This is a genomic window from Virgibacillus sp. GM2-2 (assembly GCF_055329585.1).
The window spans coordinates 49932-68293 of sequence record NZ_JBUZWC010000015.1 but is presented as its reverse complement, the minus strand read 5'-3'; the positions used below and the strand labels follow the sequence as shown (position 1 = coordinate 68293).

Here is an 18362-nt window from a genome sequence, read left to right as displayed (position 1 = left end):
TTTCTTAGTCTATTCTATAAAACGTAAATGTTGAAGGTTACTTTAATCGCTGGTCAAGCTGAATCAAATCTTCATAAGTCTCCCTTTTTACTACGAGTTGAGCTTCGCCATTTTCTACAAAAACGACAGCGGGTCTTGGGATTCGGTTATAATTGTTAGCCATTGAATATCCATAAGCTCCTGTACTAAACACGGCTAGAATATCTCCTTCATTCGCCTCAGGTAGTGGCAAGTCCCATATAAGCATGTCGCCACTTTCACAGCATTTTCCCGCAATGGAATAAAGTTCATCGCGAGCTTCGTTTGCTCTATTCGCTAATATACCTTCATATTTCGCATCATATAGAGCAGGTCTAAGGTTGTCTGTCATACCACCGTCAACCGCTAAGTAATTTCTAACCTCAGGAATTTCCTTCTGTGATCCGACTGAATATAGCGTCGTTCCAGCATTTCCAACTAATGAACGTCCCGGTTCAATCCACACTTCAGGTACAGGCATGGAAATTCGATTCGCTTCCTGTTTAATAGCCTCACACATAGTTGAAATATATTCGCTAGGTGTTTTCGGATCATCGCCTTCCGTGTAATGTATACCGAAGCCACCACCTAAGTTGAGAACACGTGGGAAATAGTTCAATGTCTTCTGTGTGGTTGTACAAAATGCAAAGATTTTTTCAGCAGCAGCTACAAAGGCATTTGCTTCAAAAATTTGCGATCCGATATGACAATGGAAGCCAAGAACCTCAAAACAATCTTCATTGAGGACAGTATCAATTGCTTTTAAAGCAGTTTCATTAGCAATATCAAACCCAAACTTCGAGTCCTCGCCGCCGGTAGCTATATATTTGTGCGTATGTGCTTCTACTCCAGGCGTCAAACGTAGTAAAATAGATATTTTTTTATCAAACTTTTCGGTTGCCTCTTTCAGTAATTCAATCTCAAGGAAATTATCGACAACGAAGCAACCAACACCTTCTTTTACTGCCATTTCAATTTCTGCCCGACTTTTATTATTACCATGGAAATGGATATTTTCTGCTGGAATATCAGCTGCAAGTGCTGTGTACAACTCACCACCGGAAACAACATCGATCGTTAAGCCTTCCTCAAGCATAAGCTGATAAATGCCGATACAGGAAAATGCCTTACTTGCATAGGCAACCGTTCCGTCGATACCTGATTCTACAAAAGCCGAATTAAAATCTCGTGCCATTTTCCGTATAAGGGCTACATCGTAAACGTACAGGGCTGTCCCGTAATTTTCAGCGAGTGTTACCGTGTCTATTCCACCAATCTCCAGATGTCCTTGATCATTGATACGACTTGTTCCATGTAGTTGCATGTTATCTATCCTTTCTATGGTAAGCGGAAGATTTTTGGGTACAAAAAAACAATGACAGAAAATAACCTATCATTGTTTGACAATACGTTATCCTCCATTTCGATCAGTAGTTCCCCATGCATTATAGTATGCATGACAGTCTGTTCCTTCTTCAGGTAACAGCCCAGCAGTAATAAGATGGACGCTTATTACACTTCGGCAAGTAATCCTTTCGTCCATAATCATCGTTGTCATCCTCTTATGGATTACTCCTATTACCTGCTCCTCTACCTCACCGATCTGATAAGGTCTCGATATGAAATTAAATTTATCATACTAAGTTGCATTTTATTCGTCAAGGGTTAATATTCGAAAATTTCGGGGTTTACAACTCTTAAAAACTCTCGTATAATCAAATACAACTTTTATAAAATTGAATAGTTATGGATGAGGTGCAAAAATCATCAGTAGCTTATTACGTATTGCCACTGCAAGGGTGTAGTAAGTGAAAGGGAAATTTGCCGAAACGAAGTCTAGTTGCAGACAGGACTACGTTGGATTGTATATGAATAATATGCAGTCTGTCATTATTCGTTGTAATAATGGAGTGCTTCCACTTGTATATAAGACAAACCATAAACAAGTCGGCATATCCCGGCTTGTTTTTTTGTTTAATTGTCTAGAGTGTTGCATTTGTATGAGAATTAAATACTGACAGGTGCTGAGAGCAGTGGAAATACACGAAGACTCCTGCGGGAGGAGAGGCATCGGTGAGACCCCGCAGTGCGATAGCACGAGGAGGCTCATCAGCCACCCGCGGAAAGCGGAGTGTATTTCCACTGCGGTTTCATAGCTTCATTTTATGAAATTAAATTTTCCTTTACAAAGTGGTCTGCACTATTCAATTTTTTCACCAGAAAGAAGGCAGCTTATGAAACGAAGTATACTTAAATTTGGCGGAACAAGTGTCAGTAGTTTAGATAAAATAAAAGACATCGCTAATTACCTGAAAGAACGAGTTGGAAATGGCGAACAGCTAGTTGTCGTTGTAAGCGCGATGGGCAAAACAACAGACGAGTTAATGAAATCTGTTCATTCCATTACACATTCTCCAAATGAACAAGACTTGGCCGTTCTTTTAACCACAGGAGAACAACAAACAATTTCCTACTTGTCGATTATCTTAAATGACTTAGGCGTTAAATCTAAGCCGCTTACGGGATACCAAGCAGGAATCGAAACAATTGGTCATCATTTAAAAAGTAAAATTTCCAAGATTAATACAACATTGTTTGAGCAGCTTTTTGATACATACAATGTATTAATAGTGGCTGGTTTTCAAGGCTTCAATACAGATAATGAAATTACAACGCTTGGTCGTGGTGGGTCTGATACGACAGCAGTAGCGCTTGCAGCAGCACACAAATGCCCGTGCGAAATTTATACCGATGTAGCGGGAGTTTACAGTACTGATCCTAGGGTATATCCGCAAGCAAAACGTCTTGAAGCCGTTTCGTACGAAGAAATGATGGAAATGAGTGCACTTGGTGCAGGGGTACTTGCTTCAAGAAGTGTTGAAATTGCGAAAAACTATGATATCCCAATTTATTTAGGAAAATCACTGTCCGATGAGAAAGGAACATGGGTAATGTCGAAGGTTGAAATGCTAGAGAAAAAAGCAGTTACAGGGGTCGCGTTAGATAAAGATATGATTCACGTCACATTGAACTATCCACAATACGATACGAAATTATTGGATGAAGCATTCTTAAATTTGGAGCAAGAAGAAATCAATGTGGATATGATTTCACAAATAACGAACAACGAAGGAATCCAGCTTTCGTTTACAATGAAGGATACCGAAGAGCAACAGATACAACGTATTTTTTCTAGACTTAAACAAAGTTATCCTGAGCTGTATTATAAAATCGAAAATCGTTTCGTAAAGGTCTCCGTAATTGGATCTGGAATGCGTGATATGACAGGGGTTGCTTCTAAAGTGTTTCGAACATTGATCGAAGCGGATATCTCCTTCTATCAGGTCACAACATCGGAAATCAGCATATCTTATGTAGTAGATGCGAAAAACGGGGAAAAAGCGGCACATGTTTTATGCGCGTGCTTTGAACTCTAATATTGGAGGTTTTAACATGGTTAAAATTGCTGTAGTAGGGGCTACAGGGCTAGTCGGTCGTAAAATGGTTGAGTTACTAGAGAAAAAAGAAATTCCATTTGATGAGTTGGTTCTTTTTTCATCCAAACGATCTGCTGGCACGGAAGTTTCTTTTAAAAATAAAACATATGTGGTTAAAGAGTTAATAGAAGAGGAGACAAAAGGAAACTTTGATTATGTTCTAATGTCTGCTGGAGGAGGTACCAGTAAAACGTTCTCTCCATTGTTTGAACAAAATGGAGCAATTGTCATCGATAACTCAAGTGCGTTTCGCATGAATCCTTCGATTGACCTTGTCGTCCCTGAGGTAAATCGACCGACATTGAATCGAAAAATCATTGCAAATCCAAATTGCTCAACCATTCAGTCCGTCGTTCCATTGAAGGTTTTGGATGATGCATACGGCGTGTCGCGGGTAAGTTATTCAACATACCAGGCCGTCTCGGGTTCAGGTGTAAAAGGTATTGAGGATTTAAAGCGTGGCGAGAATGGTGAAGAGCCAGTGAATTATCCGCATGCAATCTACAACAATGCACTTCCACACATCGATGTCTTCGGTGATGATGGCTATACAAAAGAAGAAACGAAAATGATTGAGGAGACGAAAAAAATTCTAGGCAGAAGCGATTTAAATGTTACAGCTACTTGTGTACGCGTGCCAGTTGAAAATAGTCATGCAGTAGCGATGAATGTTACATTAAACAGCTCTCCAACCGTCGCAGAATTACAGAAATTATTTGATGAAAGTGAGCATACTGTGTTACAGGATGACCCACAAAATAATGTGTACCCAATGCAATTAACTGCGGCAGGCAAAGAAGAAATTTTTGTCGGACGCATTCGAAAGGATGATAGTCTTTCTAATACTTATCACATATGGGTGACCAGTGATAATTTATTGAAGGGTGCAGCGCTTAATGCTGTACAGATTTTACAACAACTAATCGAAACGAAAGAGGGATAATATGGCACATTTATTTACGGGTGTTGGGGTAGCAGTAACAACACCGTTCCGTGGCAACGTAGTAGATTTTGATAGCTTCAAGCGACATGTAGAAAATTTGATTGAAAATAACATCCAGTGCCTTGTCATTAACGGAACAACAGGAGAAGGCTCTACGCTATCACGCGACGAGAAAAAATGGTTACTTGAAATTGCTGTCGAAACAGCTGCTGGAAGGGTTCCTGTTATTGCGGGTACCGGTTCCAACTCAACAGAAGGTTCTATTCAGGCATCATTAGATGCTAAGGATGCTGGAGTAGATGGAATTATGTTGATTACACCTTATTACAATAAAACGAGTCAGAAAGGATTAATCCATCACTTTACTAAGATAGTTGATGCAGTAGATATTCCCGCTATTCTGTATAATGTACCGTCTAGAACGAACATGACAATTGCGCCAGAAACAGTTCAGACATTAAGCAAACATAAGAATATTGTTGGTTTGAAAGACGCAACGAGTGATTTTAATTACTTTTCACAGGTAAAGCTGTTAACAGATGAATCTTTTGCTTGCTATAGCGGTAACGATGATACGTTTTTGCCATTCTTATCGTTAGGTGGGGACGGATTAATTTCCGTTGCTGCGAATGTATTGCCAAAAGCGTACCAAGAACTATATGAGCGTTCACTTGAAAATATGGAGGAAGCAAGGGAACTACATTATAAAATATACCCACTTGTCTCAGCACTTGGTGTGGATGTAAATCCGATTCCGATTAAGGCATTGACAGCACACGCTGGTTTCGGTAATTACGAACTGCGTCTACCATTAGTTGCACTAGATGAGGCAGAACAACAGAAACTCATTCACGTATATGATTCACTAAAGTTAGGAGAATAACATGGAATTACTTCTTGTAGGATACGGAGCAATGAATAAACGAGTTGCTAGACTAGCAGAAGAACGAGGACATGAAATTGCAGGGGTGGTTTTGAAAACAGAAAAAGAAAACATTCCATACCCTGTATTTACTGATTTTTATTATGTCCCGGATGTTGACGCAATCATTGATTTTTCCCATCCTGAACTTACGAAAAAGTTACTGGAATCAAGTGTTACTATACCAATGGTTGTTGCAACAACAGGAGAAAAAGATGTGCTAGTTAATATGATGAAAGAAAAGGCAGATTATGCGCCGATATTTTTCAGTGCAAATATGAGCTACGGGGTACATATCTTACAGCAAATTATTGAATATGCGACCCCGCTTCTTTCTTCTTTCGATATCGAATTGACCGAGAAGCATCACAACAAAAAAGTTGATGCACCAAGTGGTACATTAGTGAAGCTTTATGATGCCATAAAGGAAACTCGTGAAGACGGGGAAGCAGTTTATAATCGACACAAAACGGATACAAAGAGAAGTAAAGAAGAAATTGGTATCCATTCGGTTCGCGGTGGAACGATTGTTGGGGAACATGAAGTTCTCTATGCCGGTTTTGATGAGGTCATTTCCATTCAACATAAAGCACAATCAAAAGATATTTTTGCTAATGGGGCGTTAGATGTCGCTGAAAAGTTAGTAAGTAAAGCAAATGGTTATTATACATATTCAAACTTAGGAGGAATAGACAAATGAGAGAATTTACTTCAGAAGAAATTATCCAATACATTAGTGATTCAGAAAAGAAAACCCCACTTAAAATTTACCTGAACGCAGGATTTAAAAAAGAAGATTTTCCAGGGAGTTTTAAAGTTTACGGTTCAGAAGGTTCGTATACTATCTTTGCAGATTTAGCCGACTGGAAGCCATTTTATGAAGAACATGCGAAAAAGTTGGAAGATCACGTAATTGAGCAGGATCGTCGAAACAGTGCTATTCCTTTGCTGGATGCTACTGAAATCAATGCCCGTATTGAGCCTGGCGCATATATTCGAGAGCATGCTGTTATTAAGAAAAATGCCGTAATCATGATGGGCGCTGTTATTAATATCGGCGCTGTTGTTGGAGAAGGAACCATGATCGATATGAACGCGGTCCTTGGTGGTAGAGCGACAACTGGCAACAACGTGCACGTTGGAGCAGGTGCAGTTTTAGCTGGTGTAATTGAGCCTGCAAGTGCAACGCCAGTAATTATTGAGGACGACGTTTTGATCGGTGCTAACGCTGTTATACTAGAAGGAGTTATCGTTGGAAAAGGTGCAGTCGTTGCAGCTGGCAGTATAGTGACAGAAGATGTTCCAGCCGGAGCTGTAGTAGCTGGTGTGCCAGCACGGGTTATTAAGCAGGCGAGTGAAGTACAAAGTGGCAAACGCGAAATCGTACAGGCGTTGCGAAAGTTGAATCAATAGAGTTTGGATAAGGGGTCTGGAATGGACCCCTTTAGACTAGTTGATCCAAGATATGGTATGAAATAAACGGCCATCAATTTTTTGAGGACACACAGTACCTTATTTGCTTAAAATATGCCAATTTGATGGCCGAAGCGGACACCAGATACCTTATTTCACAAAAATCAACGTGAAACACACTATATAGCAGCAAATAACGAATCCTGTGTCTGCAAAACCATCAAATTGTCTTTGTTTTAGTAAAATAAGGGATACTGTGTCCGGCAAAATTCCTATTACCTTGCAACGAAACATAAATGGTAAACTGGACGTAGAATTGAGGAGATAGATATGGGTTTATTGGATACGGTACAAAAGCATCGAAGAAACCTTCACAAAATTCCTGAACTTGGCTTTCAGGAGTTTAAAACAACCGCTTATATCCGAAAAACGTTAGAGCAACTGGGTATTGACTATCAATCGCCACTTGAAACAGCAACCGTGGTTTATCTAGAAGGTAATTCAGATACAACAATTGGTTTTCGAGCAGATATCGACGGACTGCCAATTGAGGAGAAAAATGAAATTTCGTTTAAATCGGAACACAACGGTGTGATGCATGCTTGTGGACATGATGGACATACAGCAATATTACTTGCTTTTGCAGAACGGTGTAAAAAAATGCAGGACGAAAAAAAGCTCCCGCACAACGTCTTATTAATCTTTCAGCCGTCCGAAGAATCGAATGGTGGTGCCAATCATTTAGTTCAGGCATTTCCTTTTCAGGAATATGATCCAACAGCTATATTTGGATTACATCTCATGCCTGATAATCAAGAAGGAGCTTTCTTGACGAAGGACGGACCTTTAACTGCAAGTGCCACAGAATACCGAGTTTATATAGAAGGGGCCTCCGCACACGTTGCGAATAAAGAGACAGGAGCAAGTGCTCTTGGTTCGCTTAATCATACAGTTACACAAATTCAACAGCTTCAAAATTTTTATTTAAGTGGCTTGAATCAAAACATTATTCATATTGGAAAGATGAATGCTGGGGAAGCTATTAACACCGTCGCCTCGGCTGGGTATCTTGAAGGAACAATTCGAACATATAATATGGGCGATCTTGCAATTGTTAAAGAAAAGCTAGAACAAATTGTACGAAGCAGTGATTTACTATTTAATACAAATTCTCGAGTGGAGTTTGCTGAAGGGTATCCGCCAGTTATAAATGATCCATCACTTTTACCGATTGTCACTACGTGTGCAAAAGAAACAGGACTTGACGTTATTATCAAAGAAAAACCGTATTTATTTGGAGAAGACTTTTCATTTTATAGCCAAGTTGCAACGACTAATTTTGCTTTTCTTGGTGTGCGAAACGAAAAGTTAGGATACACGAGTGGACTTCATACACCGACATTTAATTTTGATGAGCGAAGTTTAGTAAATGGTGTATTGTATTTTGAAAAAGTACTACAGAACTTTAGTGGAGCATAGCAATCTATGCTCTTCTTTTTTTGGCTAAATTGTAAGAATAATAGTAAAATAGTGATGATAAAAGGGGGATGCGAATGATTAATTGGAAAAGAGAGCAAATACATACTAGTCGTGGTACATTTGAAGTTTTTACTAAGGGTAGCGGCACCCCACTTTGTGTGACGCATTTATACTCTGAGTTCAATGAGACAGGAGATTATTTTGCAGATTCGTTCACAGATAATCATAAAGTGTATCTAGTTAACCTGCGTGAGGCAGGTAATTCTGAAGCTGCGGTAGAACCCTATCAACTTAGTATGTTAGAGGCGGTCTTGGATTTAGAAGCAATACGTGAATCCCTAGGATTGAGTCAATGGATATTTGCGGGACATTCTACTGGCGGTATGTTAGGAATTATCTATGGTATATATTTTTCGGAAAGTCTTGCATCATTAATCGTTGTTGGTGCCGCTGCGCGCGAGTACTTTACTTTTTCCACGGATTGCATCTATAACCCGGATCATAGTCAATATAAAAGAATGCAGGAACTAATTGAAGCACTAAAGCTGCCAGACCTATCCGATTCCGAACGAAGAAATCTATCGGTTGAACGCACCAAGCTATCACTCTATCAGCCTGAACGCTACGAGGAGTTTTTCGACCAACCCATACATAAAAAAATGGCAACTGCTCGTATGAATTTTTTTAATCGGGAGCTGCCGATATTTGATGTGACGCGAAAGTTGGTACTAATTAAGACTAAGGTGTTAATCTTTTGTGGAGAGCATGATGTGCAATGCCCAGTTGAGTATTCGGTTGAAATGAATGAAAACATCGGTCATTCCAAACTAGTCATTTTTCGTGAAAGTAACCACTATCCCTTTTTAGAAGAGAAGGGGTTGTTTCAACAAACAGTTAATCAATTTATAAAGGAGTCATTGAATGGATAATCGTACATTAAAAGAAGTGCTAACGACGTATAAAAATAATGAATACTACTTGGATGCCTCTATTAACCTGCAGGAGTTAACGAAAGCAATGCTGCGTGAAATCGGAACTATTGATCCAGTACTGCGGGACGAACTAATTTATGGATCGTTTTGTAACTTCATTTTGCAGGATGCTTATACGGAAACGGAATTAAAAGAGATTCTTTTTGCTAGTTTAGATGATGAGCACTTATTTTATCAGCTCGGGGAACGAGAAGCCGATTCCGTATTTACGCGATCTTTCTCATCTTTATTAGTTGCGCTTATTCTCTACAAGAATATAAATAAGGGTTTTCTGTCAGTAGTTGAGCTGGAAAACATTGCAGAAAAGCTGTTAGTTTATGTTGAACAGGAACAGGATGTTAGGGGATTAGTTGTCGAAAAAGGATGGGCACATAGTATAGCCCATGTAGCTGATGCACTGGATGACTTAGTGAAACAACCGAATCTATCAATGAGATGGAAAGAAAAAACGTTTTATGCAATTTTTAATAAAATGGTATGGGATAAGGATATCTTGTATTTTAATGAAAATGAGCGGATGACGATTCCAATTGCGTCTCTTTTAGTAGGAGGCTTTGATGAAGAACGCATGTGTGCAACGATAGTAGAAAAGGCTGAACAGCTCAAACAAGGTTTCACTGCAGGGGATCAAGCTTACTTCATCAAGCATTCGAACTTCAAGCAATTTCTAGCTAGTGTTTACTTTCATCTAGATGCGAAGGGTGTGGGTGGAAAAACTCTTTCGTGCATCAAACGGGCTATGGTTGAACTGAATGGACCTTATTATCAGTTGTAGTAGGACGAGGACTTTGAACGGTGTTTTCACCGTTGCATGTGGGGGATTTCGCCGATGAAGATCCAAATATCGCCGATGATATGAGCTTTTTCGCCGATGAAATAACGAAAGCGAAATAAAAAATTCTATTACATAGTTGCTTTTTCCAAACAAATTAGCTATATTAGCTAGAAAAATTAAAAAAGGATATGACGCTTATGAATCCGATTTTACTAGATTTCCCAACTGAATTTACAACCGAACGCCTACGGTTACGCATGCCGATGCCAGGTGATGGAAAAACGATGCACGAGGCGATTCGGGCATCTATTAACGAGCTTCGTCCGTGGATGCGATTTGCCCAACAGGATCAAACAGAAGAGGAAACTGAAATAAATACGCGTGTATCGCATATAAGTTTTTTGAAAAGGGAGAAGCTGAGGATGCTCGTTTTTCTTAAAGAAAACAATCAGTTTGTCGGATCGTCAGGCTTACATAACATTGATTGGGATGTGCGCAAGTTTGAAATTTTTTATTGGGGCGACACGCGTTTAAGTGGAAAAGGCTATATGACAGAAGCAATAGCTGGATTAACGGAGTTTACGTTCACCGAACTCCATGCGAATCGTGTCCAGATCCAATGCGACGCTCGCAACTTTAAAAGTCGTGCTATTCCAGAAAGGCTAGGATTTACATTGGAAGGTATTATGAAAAATGAGGATCTATCAGTAGATGGAAAAGAGCTAAGGGATACGTGTATGTATGCAAAAATACGTTAGCAATTACCTTGTGTTTGCTGAAAAGTGGATTGTCTCGTCATCGAGTCAGTCCATTTTTATTCATTCGTGCTACAATGAAGGATGAGTAAAACAAGGAAAGGAATACTAAAATGTACTTAACCATTAAGGAAACAGCAGTGCATTTGTCAATGCCCGAAGCGCATATTAGGACACTAGTGCAACAAAATAAAATTCGAGCGATTCATGATGGAGAGCAGTTTTTAATTAATGAGGATCAATTTTCCACACACTTTGAACAGGTAGAAAAATATAAACAAATGATTCTGGAATATTTAAATGAACCAATTCCGGAAGATATTGATGTTAAAGATGAAGATTAGGAGCGTATTACAATGAATCGTAGCCATGATTTAAATCATCAAGTTTTTACAGTAAGTAAACCAACAGAATTATTACCATTTTTATTATCCTCCTTAGAAAACCGCAGCCGAAATTCTGTGAAATCTATCTTGACCAGGGGACAAGTGTCAGTAGACGGTCATACAACTACAAGGCACAATTTTAAGCTGCGAACTGGTCAAACAGTCAAGGTATTAAAGAATAAAGTGGCAGCTAAAGTTAGTCAAATGACAGGATTTACCATCATTCATGAAGATAAAGATATTATTGTAATCAATAAAGGTGCTGGATTATTATCTATCGCATCAGATACAGAAAAAGAATTAACTGCCCATAATCAGCTAATGGACTATGTGCGTATAGATAACCCGAAAAATCGTGTATTTATTGTGCATCGATTAGACCGTGATACATCGGGTGTTATGGTTTTTGCCAAGAATGAAAAGATAAAAAAGATACTTCAGGATAATTGGAAAACATTTGTTAAAGAACGGACATATATGGCGTTAGTAGAAGGACAGGTAATGAAACGTAATGGAACAATCACTTCCTGGTTAAAAGAAAGCAAGACCCTTATGATGTATTCAAGCGCTAAAAACGGTGATGGCATTCGTGCGGTAACACACTATAAACTGGAAAAAACGAACGAAAAATTTTCACTGTTAAAGGTAAACCTAGATACGGGACGTAAAAATCAAATCCGCGTTCATATGAAAGACATGGGACATCCAATCGTTGGAGATAAGAAATATGGTTCAAAAACGAGTCCAATTGGTCGTTTAGGTCTCCATGCAAATAAATTGGCATTTATTCATCCAGAAACAAATAAGCTTTTACGATTTGAAGCACCAATGCCAAAAGCATTTAAAATTAAAATAAAATAGATGCCTGGCGCTTTTCCATGTTTTTTGGAGGAGTGCCAGGCATCCTATTTTTTAAAACTGTTTGAAAATTAGTAGAAATATAGCAACTGGAGTATTATACTTTTATTAAAGAGAAAATAGGGGGAGCATACATGTCGTCAATCGATAAAATAAATCAAGCGAAACAAGCAATTAGCCAAGTCATCGTTGGTCAAGATGAGGTGGTTGAATTGCTATTTGTATCATTACTAGGTAAAGGTCACGTGATGCTGGAAAGTGTTCCGGGATCTGGAAAAACGAAATTAGCTAAAAGTTTCGCGAAAATTATTAATGGACAATTTAGTAGGGTCCAATTTACGCCAGATGTCCTGCCATCTGATGTAACAGGTATTCAGTTTCTTAACCCAAAAACGCAAGAATTTGAAATGCGCGTTGGACCTGTTAAGACAAACATCTTGTTAGCTGACGAAATAAATCGCGCCACTCCACGTACGCAATCAAGTTTACTTGAAGTGATGGAGGAACAACAAACAACAATTGATGGGGTAACTATTTCCATCCCTTCGCCTTTTTTAGTTATTGCAACACAGAACCCGATTGAGTCAAACCACGGGACGTTTCCATTACCTGAAGCACAGCTTGATCGCTTTTTAATGAAAATAACGATGGATTATCCATCATTAGAAGAAGAAAAAGAAATTCTCAATTTAAATAGAACCCAAGATCCGATTCATCATATTACGCCTATTTTAACTACAGATGAGATAGTCGAGTTACAACAAGAAGTTATGGAGGTAGAAGTATCCGAGGTAGTACAAGATTATTTGCTCGCTGTAGTCCGTGCAACTAGAAATCATACTGATATTGAGTTAGGTGTGAGTTCAAGAGCAGCACTAGCATTGATGCGTGCAGGTCAAGCGTTGGCTTTTCTTCGTGATAGAAAATATGTGACGCCTCAAGATATTAAAGGTTTGGTTCGAGCAGTATTTGAGCATCGAATTGTTTTATCCATGGAAGGTTCCATTCGAAAAACAAAATCAGAAGTGCTTGAAGAAGTTATTCGAACAGTTGATGTACCTGTAGAGCTGGAGACTGGAAGGTAATGAACTGGCGTAGAAACTCCAGTAAGGTAGGACGTGAATATGAATTACTGCCTTTTCTTCTAGTAGTTATGGCGCTTGTGAGTATTGTAGCGGGGAGGGCAGCTATTCTTCTAGTTGTAGGATTTGTTATCACTTTTATGGTGCTTATCCATTTTTACAATGAAAGAATTGGTCAAAAGCTTATTTTAGAAAATAATAGGCGTTCTATTCGTATGTTTGAGGGAGAAGAAATCGAACTAGAAATTGTAATAAAAAACAAATCAATATTACCAGTCATCAATGGTCATGTAAGCTTTACTACAAATGAAAAGGTAGGTAGTGAACGGTTTGTCCGATTTAGTAAGAAGCAAAAAAATCATTACCACGTACCACTCCTTTTAATGGGGAAGAGTGAAGCTCGAATTCCAATTGAATTGGTCGCAAAACAACGTGGTGTGGTTAGATTAAAGGATATTGAATATTCCTTTCCACATATTATGAATTTTGAACAGATAATCCTAAGCTATCATAGTTTTTACCAAACTGAAATATTGGTTTATCCAACGCTTAGCCCTGTCGCAGGGATAGAGGAACTTTCGTACAATAACTTTGGTAATCAAGTCACCCGATTTTCACCTTTTGAGGATTTATTAAGCCCAGTAGGTACACGTGATTATGTTGCTTCTGATCCGTTTCACCGAATCCATTGGAAGGCATCTGCAAAAAATCAAACGTTACAAACAAAGATCTATGAGCGTAATCGTAATATTTCATGGACGATTGTTGTAAATATTGCTAAAGCTAGCCCTCTGGGTAATGTGTATGCGAGTCCAAATATGGAAAAATACATTTCTCAAGCGGCTTATATTTGCCATGCTATTACCAAATTAGGCTACCCTATGGAACTATTTATTAATGCTGCAAAAGTAGGGAGTATTCCATTTCATTTGGAAAGTGATAGTGGACATGATCAATTAAAAACAGCATTTGAAATGTTAACTAGAACTGAGAAAGATAGCACAGTGCTACCATTAACAAACATACTTCATCGGATCAACAACCAAACCAGTTCTGCATCGATTGTTGTCATCATTGGTGATATTGATCACTCAAGTTACCACTATGTAAATAATTTGAGGAGACAAGGGAATGGTGTATTTCACGTTACTGACTTTACCGACGGTGCACGTTTGACTGAAGTGAAGAGTGAAAGGGTGGCTGTATATGACGCCCAATAGAACAATTATAAAATACTATCAGCTTATCGGTGAGGGATTATTATTTTATTTTTTCATCGTTCCTATTACTGAGATCTTTGAATATTCGATACCACTATGGGGATATCTTTTCATGGTAGCTGTTTCCATTACATTTTTATCAATTGGAATCCGTTATATTGCAAACTACAGTATTTATCTTGTTAGTTTATTTATTCTAATTCCAATTGCAATCTATGTGGGTCACTTTCCTCCCATTTCTGCAAGTGTTTTTGCATTATTTATGACGTGGAGGTTCATTATGCATGATGCTAATCCTGATCAACGTAATCAAATGCAATTGATTACGTATATGAGCTTAGCGTTTTTGTTCGATGTCATATTTTTTTATGATATGGACATTGTTTGGATAGCGTTAATTATGCTAGTTGTGATGATTGGTGGGTATCAGTTGAGTCATGTTGTTGTCGATGGATCAATTGGAGTAAAACAATCGATTCCGTTTGTTGTTAGCTTTTTCGCGATAATTTCCGCAGGAAGTGTCGTTGTTTTTTCTACCTATCGAATCGTAACAACAGTCGTGCCTTATGTATATAGCTTTTTGACAAAAACGATTGGTTCTGGTTTGTGGTGGGGACTTGAACTCGTTGGCTTTACTGGACTTGATATCGAATCATTACAAAAAAAGCTTGAGGGAATGGCTGTTCAAGGGAATAATGAGACGAAACTTAATGACGACGTTCCTCGTTTTTTAACCGAAGAAGAGATGAATACAGAATATACACCTCCTGACGTGATAAACTGGTGGACCATTGGAATTGCTGCATTTATCTTAATTCTAATTATCATTTTATTGTCTCGAATGAAGTTTCGTAACCAAGGAAAAGACAAGGAATTAGAACGTGTCCCATCTGAAACCATTCAAGGTGAAATTAATAAAACGCCACTATTTTCCAAATGGAATTCGGAACAACCAGATGATGAAGTAAGGCGAAAAGTCTTCCATTTTGAACGAGCTGCAGTTGAGAAGGGAATCGGCAGAAAACAATCTGAAACTATTGAAGAATGGTTTAGAAGACTCGGCATTAATGGATCCAACTTGGATTTATATCAGAAGATTAGGTATGGAAATAGTAGGTTAACGAAAGATGAAATACAAGTAGTTAAAATTGAATTAGAAGAAATGAGATCACAATTAAATATAAGATGAATACACGCCTAGGATTGAGTTAATCCTAGGCGTGATTTTTTAAAGTGGAGCTTTCTTAACAACGCGACCTTTACGTCCAGTAGTTGTTTCGGCATATTTTAAGGAATTAATCACAGATTCCTCAGTCGTTTCAATGACAGCTTGGAAAAGTTGATTCATAACCTGGTGATCGTCACGGATATGGTCAATCGACACTGTTGCCTGCTTAGACTTGTGGTTATATGTATTCGCAGTAGAAAAAGCTAACGCAATATCACCGCTTCCGTTATCGATATTGCTTCCTGTTCGCCCGAGTCCAACAGCACAGCGTTTGGCTAATCGCTTTAATTGACGATCATAAAGTGGTGCGTCCGTTGCAACGATCATCATGATGGATCCATCAGGAGTATCCACTTCTTTATTTTCTAATTCAGCAAATAACGCATCAGAAGGTTTCCCAAAATTACTTAATACAAGGCAACCAACTGTATAGGAATGATCATCTACCATAACGATACGTGACGCGGTTCCAATGCCACCTTTATGACCAAAACACATCATTCCCTTACCTGCCCCAACGGCCCCTTGTTCCACTGGATGTTCAGTAGCTCCTTCAATCGCCTCAATAGCATGTTCTGGTTTAACAGCGGGAATGCGCATAGAGTTTAAATAACTGTCATTACATTCTCCTACTATTAGGTTAATAGAGCTAGTTGAATCTCCAATCTCTTCATTTTCCTTCAACATATAATCAAGCGTTCCCTGCATAACGGCACCAACACTGAATGTATTTGTAAGCATGATTGGCGATTCTAACAGACCAAGCTCCTCAACTTGAACTAATCCGTTCGTTTTGCCATATCCGTTAATGACATGACTTGCCGCGCGTGTCTTCTTCATGAATAAATTTTCACTGTGTGGCAGGATAGCTGTTACACCAGTACAGATCGTGTTCGTTTCGTCTATTTGCTCGTATAACGTAACATGTCCTACTTTAACGCCCGGTACATCTGTTATTCCATTTGAACTACCTTTAGATATGGCCATAAATTAACCCCTTTACATGTTATGTTAGCTTTTATTTTACATGAAAAAGGACCATGTTCAACCATGGCCCTTCTTGACTGTTGTGGAACTGGGATTGGAAAGGGATTGTTTTTGTCTTGCACTATTACTCTATGTCAAAAAAGCTTAAAGGTCTGTTTACTAGTCTATTATTTGAAAAAATGATAAACCTGTCTACTAGACTTTTTTACTAAAAATTTTTTGATGTAAGGTAAAAAATAAACGTGTTTTGGATGGTTGAGGGCTAGTGTAGAAGGGTTTATTTGTTCTTTAATAAGAATATAACGTTCTTTAAAAAATACAAAATCATACGTGAGAAAGAGAAATCAAGAGTAAATGGGATATAATTGTTCTTTATTAAGAATATATGGCTGTTTTTGAGGTTTTTCAATCTAGGAAATTTGAATTATACTCTATTTGTGTTCTTAATGAAGAACAAATGCGTTTTTTAAAGAAAACAGGGATTAAAAGTCTGCAATTTTAACACGTAAAGGATGGTGACAGAATTGAGGTTTAAAAAAACAAGAAAAATAATAAGCACAGTAATATCCACTTTACTTATTATTACATTGCTGAGTGTGACACTGTTAGTTATTTCAACTAAAGCTTCCGGTGGAGAACCAGAAATAAATGGTTACCAATTAAAAACGGTACTATCAGGATCAATGGAACCAACCTTTCAAACTGGTTCAGTAATTCTAGTAAAAAAGCTAGACGATACTACCAATTTAAAAAAAGGAGACGTAATCACATTTAAGCAAGATGAAAATCGTGTGGTAACGCATAGAATTGCCGATGTTGTAAAAAAAGAAAGCGGAACTCTATATCAAACAAAAGGTGACAACAATGAGCATGCTGATACCAATCTCGTACTATCTGAAAATGTTGTGGCGAAATATACAGGGTTCACCATTCCGTTTGTAGGTTATGTTGTTAATTTTGCAAGCTCTCCAATGGGAACAGCGTTGTTATTAGTACTACCTGGAATTGTTTTAATTGGATACGCATTTTTCACTATTCGAAGCGGCATTAAAGAATTGGAAAATAAAACAAAAGCAGTTGCAGTGGAGTCTGAAAAGTAGTTTTTAGCGTGATTGATCCCCTTTTATAAGGGTCAATATACATACCCAATGGGTAACAAAAAATAGGGAGGAATTCAAAAATGAATTTCAAAACAAAGATGGGCACAGGAATTTTAGCAGGAGCACTAGGGTTGTCACTAGTCGCAGGTGGAACATATGCAGCATTTAACGATGTGGAGACAGTAAATAACTCATTTGCAGCGGGGACTTTGGATTTGCAAACAAGTACGGATACTTTATTTAATCTTAGTAATTTAAAGCCTGGGGATTATGCAACCAAAACGTTAACCTTAACAAATGGTGGTTCCTTGGCCATTAATGAAATTTTACTTACTTCAGCTGTAGAAGGATTTAATGATGTTACTCACGCAAATCTTCCAGATAACGGTGTAAATAATCAAGATGAATTCTTATCTCAGTTTAAGTTAGAAGTACTGGGCACAAATTATTCAATAACACTTGATGAACTGTCTAAACTAAATAATCAAAGAATTACATTTGAGGGGGACGAAGAAGCTGCAATATTACCAGAGGAATCTAAAACCTTTGAAGTTAAGATTACATTTGTCGAAGATGATGCTAGATATGAAGGTTCTAGATTGTTTGTGCAAAACAAATACCAAGGTGAAGGCGCAACTCTAAATCTTTCTTTAGAAGCTACACAAATGCCTGGTAAAGATCGCAGCAATGACGTTGAATAGATAAAA

Annotated in this window: 18 protein-coding genes and 2 riboswitches; of the genes, 16 read left to right on the top strand and 2 right to left on the bottom strand. The window is 38.2% G+C overall.

Features of this window, described 5'->3' with window-relative positions:
* Positions 1 to 37: 37 nt before the first annotated feature.
* Positions 38 to 1342: a diaminopimelate decarboxylase gene (gene lysA / locus ACY9Z2_RS15370; RefSeq protein ID WP_463610537.1), complete on the bottom strand. Its 1305-nt coding sequence runs from the start codon at positions 1340 to 1342 to the stop codon at positions 38 to 40.
* Positions 1343 to 1441: 99 nt separating this feature from the next.
* A riboswitch (Lysine riboswitch) is annotated at positions 1442 to 1619 on the bottom strand.
* A 141-nt stretch (positions 1620 to 1760) separates the two neighbouring features.
* A riboswitch (Lysine riboswitch) is annotated at positions 1761 to 1942 on the top strand.
* Positions 1943 to 2252: 310 nt separating this feature from the next.
* Between lysA and ACY9Z2_RS15365 the strand changes: the two genes are divergently transcribed.
* The 14 genes from ACY9Z2_RS15365 to ACY9Z2_RS15300 all read left to right on the top strand — a co-directional run bounded on the left by ACY9Z2_RS15365 (position 2253) and on the right by ACY9Z2_RS15300 (position 15529).
* Positions 2253 to 3455: an aspartate kinase gene (locus ACY9Z2_RS15365; protein WP_463610536.1), complete on the top strand. Its 1203-nt coding sequence runs from the start codon at positions 2253 to 2255 to the stop codon at positions 3453 to 3455.
* A 16-nt stretch (positions 3456 to 3471) separates the two neighbouring features.
* Positions 3472 to 4458 (top strand): aspartate-semialdehyde dehydrogenase, encoded by a 987-nt coding sequence (locus ACY9Z2_RS15360; RefSeq protein WP_463610535.1) that lies wholly within the window; start codon positions 3472 to 3474, stop codon positions 4456 to 4458.
* Position 4459: 1 nt separating this feature from the next.
* The gene (gene dapA, locus ACY9Z2_RS15355) at positions 4460 to 5341 is read left to right on the top strand and encodes a 4-hydroxy-tetrahydrodipicolinate synthase (protein WP_463610534.1); all 882 of its coding nucleotides are present in this window, start codon (positions 4460 to 4462) and stop codon (positions 5339 to 5341) included.
* Between the two features lies 1 nt (position 5342).
* Positions 5343 to 6080, top strand: a complete 738-nt coding sequence (gene dapB, locus ACY9Z2_RS15350; RefSeq protein ID WP_463610533.1) for a 4-hydroxy-tetrahydrodipicolinate reductase — start codon at positions 5343 to 5345, stop codon at positions 6078 to 6080.
* Complete coding sequence (dapD, locus tag ACY9Z2_RS15345; RefSeq protein ID WP_463610532.1) at positions 6077 to 6793, top strand: 2,3,4,5-tetrahydropyridine-2,6-dicarboxylate N-acetyltransferase; 717 nt, start codon at positions 6077 to 6079, stop codon at positions 6791 to 6793. Before dapB ends, dapD begins: the two co-directional genes overlap by 4 nt.
* Before the next feature lie 330 nt (positions 6794 to 7123).
* Positions 7124 to 8272 (top strand): M20 metallopeptidase family protein, encoded by a 1149-nt coding sequence (locus ACY9Z2_RS15340; RefSeq protein ID WP_463610531.1) that lies wholly within the window; start codon positions 7124 to 7126, stop codon positions 8270 to 8272.
* A gap of 74 nt (positions 8273 to 8346) precedes the next feature.
* Entirely contained in the window at positions 8347 to 9201 is an 855-nt protein-coding gene (locus ACY9Z2_RS15335) for an alpha/beta fold hydrolase (protein ID WP_463610530.1), read from the top strand.
* A complete protein-coding gene (locus ACY9Z2_RS15330; RefSeq protein ID WP_463610529.1) occupies positions 9194 to 10039 on the top strand; it encodes a DUF2785 domain-containing protein in 846 nt (281 codons plus the stop codon). Before ACY9Z2_RS15335 ends, ACY9Z2_RS15330 begins: the two co-directional genes overlap by 8 nt.
* A gap of 197 nt (positions 10040 to 10236) precedes the next feature.
* Positions 10237 to 10797, top strand: coding sequence for a GNAT family N-acetyltransferase (locus tag ACY9Z2_RS15325; protein ID WP_463610528.1), 561 nt, complete (start codon positions 10237 to 10239; stop codon positions 10795 to 10797).
* 110 nt (positions 10798 to 10907) lie between these two features.
* Positions 10908 to 11138 carry an excisionase family DNA-binding protein gene (locus ACY9Z2_RS15320; RefSeq protein ID WP_463610527.1) on the top strand — a complete coding sequence of 77 codons (231 nt, stop codon included), beginning with the start codon at positions 10908 to 10910 and terminating at the stop codon, positions 11136 to 11138.
* A 12-nt stretch (positions 11139 to 11150) separates the two neighbouring features.
* The gene (locus ACY9Z2_RS15315) at positions 11151 to 12041 is read left to right on the top strand and encodes an RluA family pseudouridine synthase (RefSeq protein WP_463610526.1); all 891 of its coding nucleotides are present in this window, start codon (positions 11151 to 11153) and stop codon (positions 12039 to 12041) included.
* Positions 12042 to 12172: 131 nt separating this feature from the next.
* A complete protein-coding gene (locus tag ACY9Z2_RS15310) occupies positions 12173 to 13123 on the top strand; it encodes an AAA family ATPase (protein WP_463610525.1) in 951 nt (316 codons plus the stop codon).
* Positions 13123 to 14340 carry a DUF58 domain-containing protein gene (locus ACY9Z2_RS15305; RefSeq protein WP_463610524.1) on the top strand — a complete coding sequence of 406 codons (1218 nt, stop codon included), beginning with the start codon at positions 13123 to 13125 and terminating at the stop codon, positions 14338 to 14340. The genes ACY9Z2_RS15310 and ACY9Z2_RS15305 overlap by 1 nt, the downstream gene beginning before the upstream one ends.
* The gene (locus ACY9Z2_RS15300) at positions 14327 to 15529 is read left to right on the top strand and encodes a DUF4129 domain-containing protein (RefSeq protein WP_463610523.1); all 1203 of its coding nucleotides are present in this window, start codon (positions 14327 to 14329) and stop codon (positions 15527 to 15529) included. The genes ACY9Z2_RS15305 and ACY9Z2_RS15300 overlap by 14 nt, the downstream gene beginning before the upstream one ends.
* A gap of 39 nt (positions 15530 to 15568) precedes the next feature.
* Here ACY9Z2_RS15300 and ACY9Z2_RS15295 read toward each other — a convergent pair whose 3' ends face one another.
* Positions 15569 to 16555, bottom strand: a complete 987-nt coding sequence (locus ACY9Z2_RS15295; RefSeq protein ID WP_463610522.1) for a DmpA family aminopeptidase — start codon at positions 16553 to 16555, stop codon at positions 15569 to 15571.
* 512 nt (positions 16556 to 17067) lie between these two features.
* Here ACY9Z2_RS15295 and sipW point away from each other — a divergent pair.
* Both sipW and ACY9Z2_RS15285 read left to right on the top strand, forming a co-directional pair.
* The gene (sipW, locus tag ACY9Z2_RS15290) at positions 17068 to 17655 is read left to right on the top strand and encodes a signal peptidase I SipW (RefSeq protein WP_463610521.1); all 588 of its coding nucleotides are present in this window, start codon (positions 17068 to 17070) and stop codon (positions 17653 to 17655) included.
* Between the two features lie 80 nt (positions 17656 to 17735).
* Positions 17736 to 18356, top strand: a complete 621-nt coding sequence (locus ACY9Z2_RS15285; protein ID WP_463610520.1) for a TasA family protein — start codon at positions 17736 to 17738, stop codon at positions 18354 to 18356.
* Positions 18357 to 18362 lie beyond the last annotated feature (6 nt).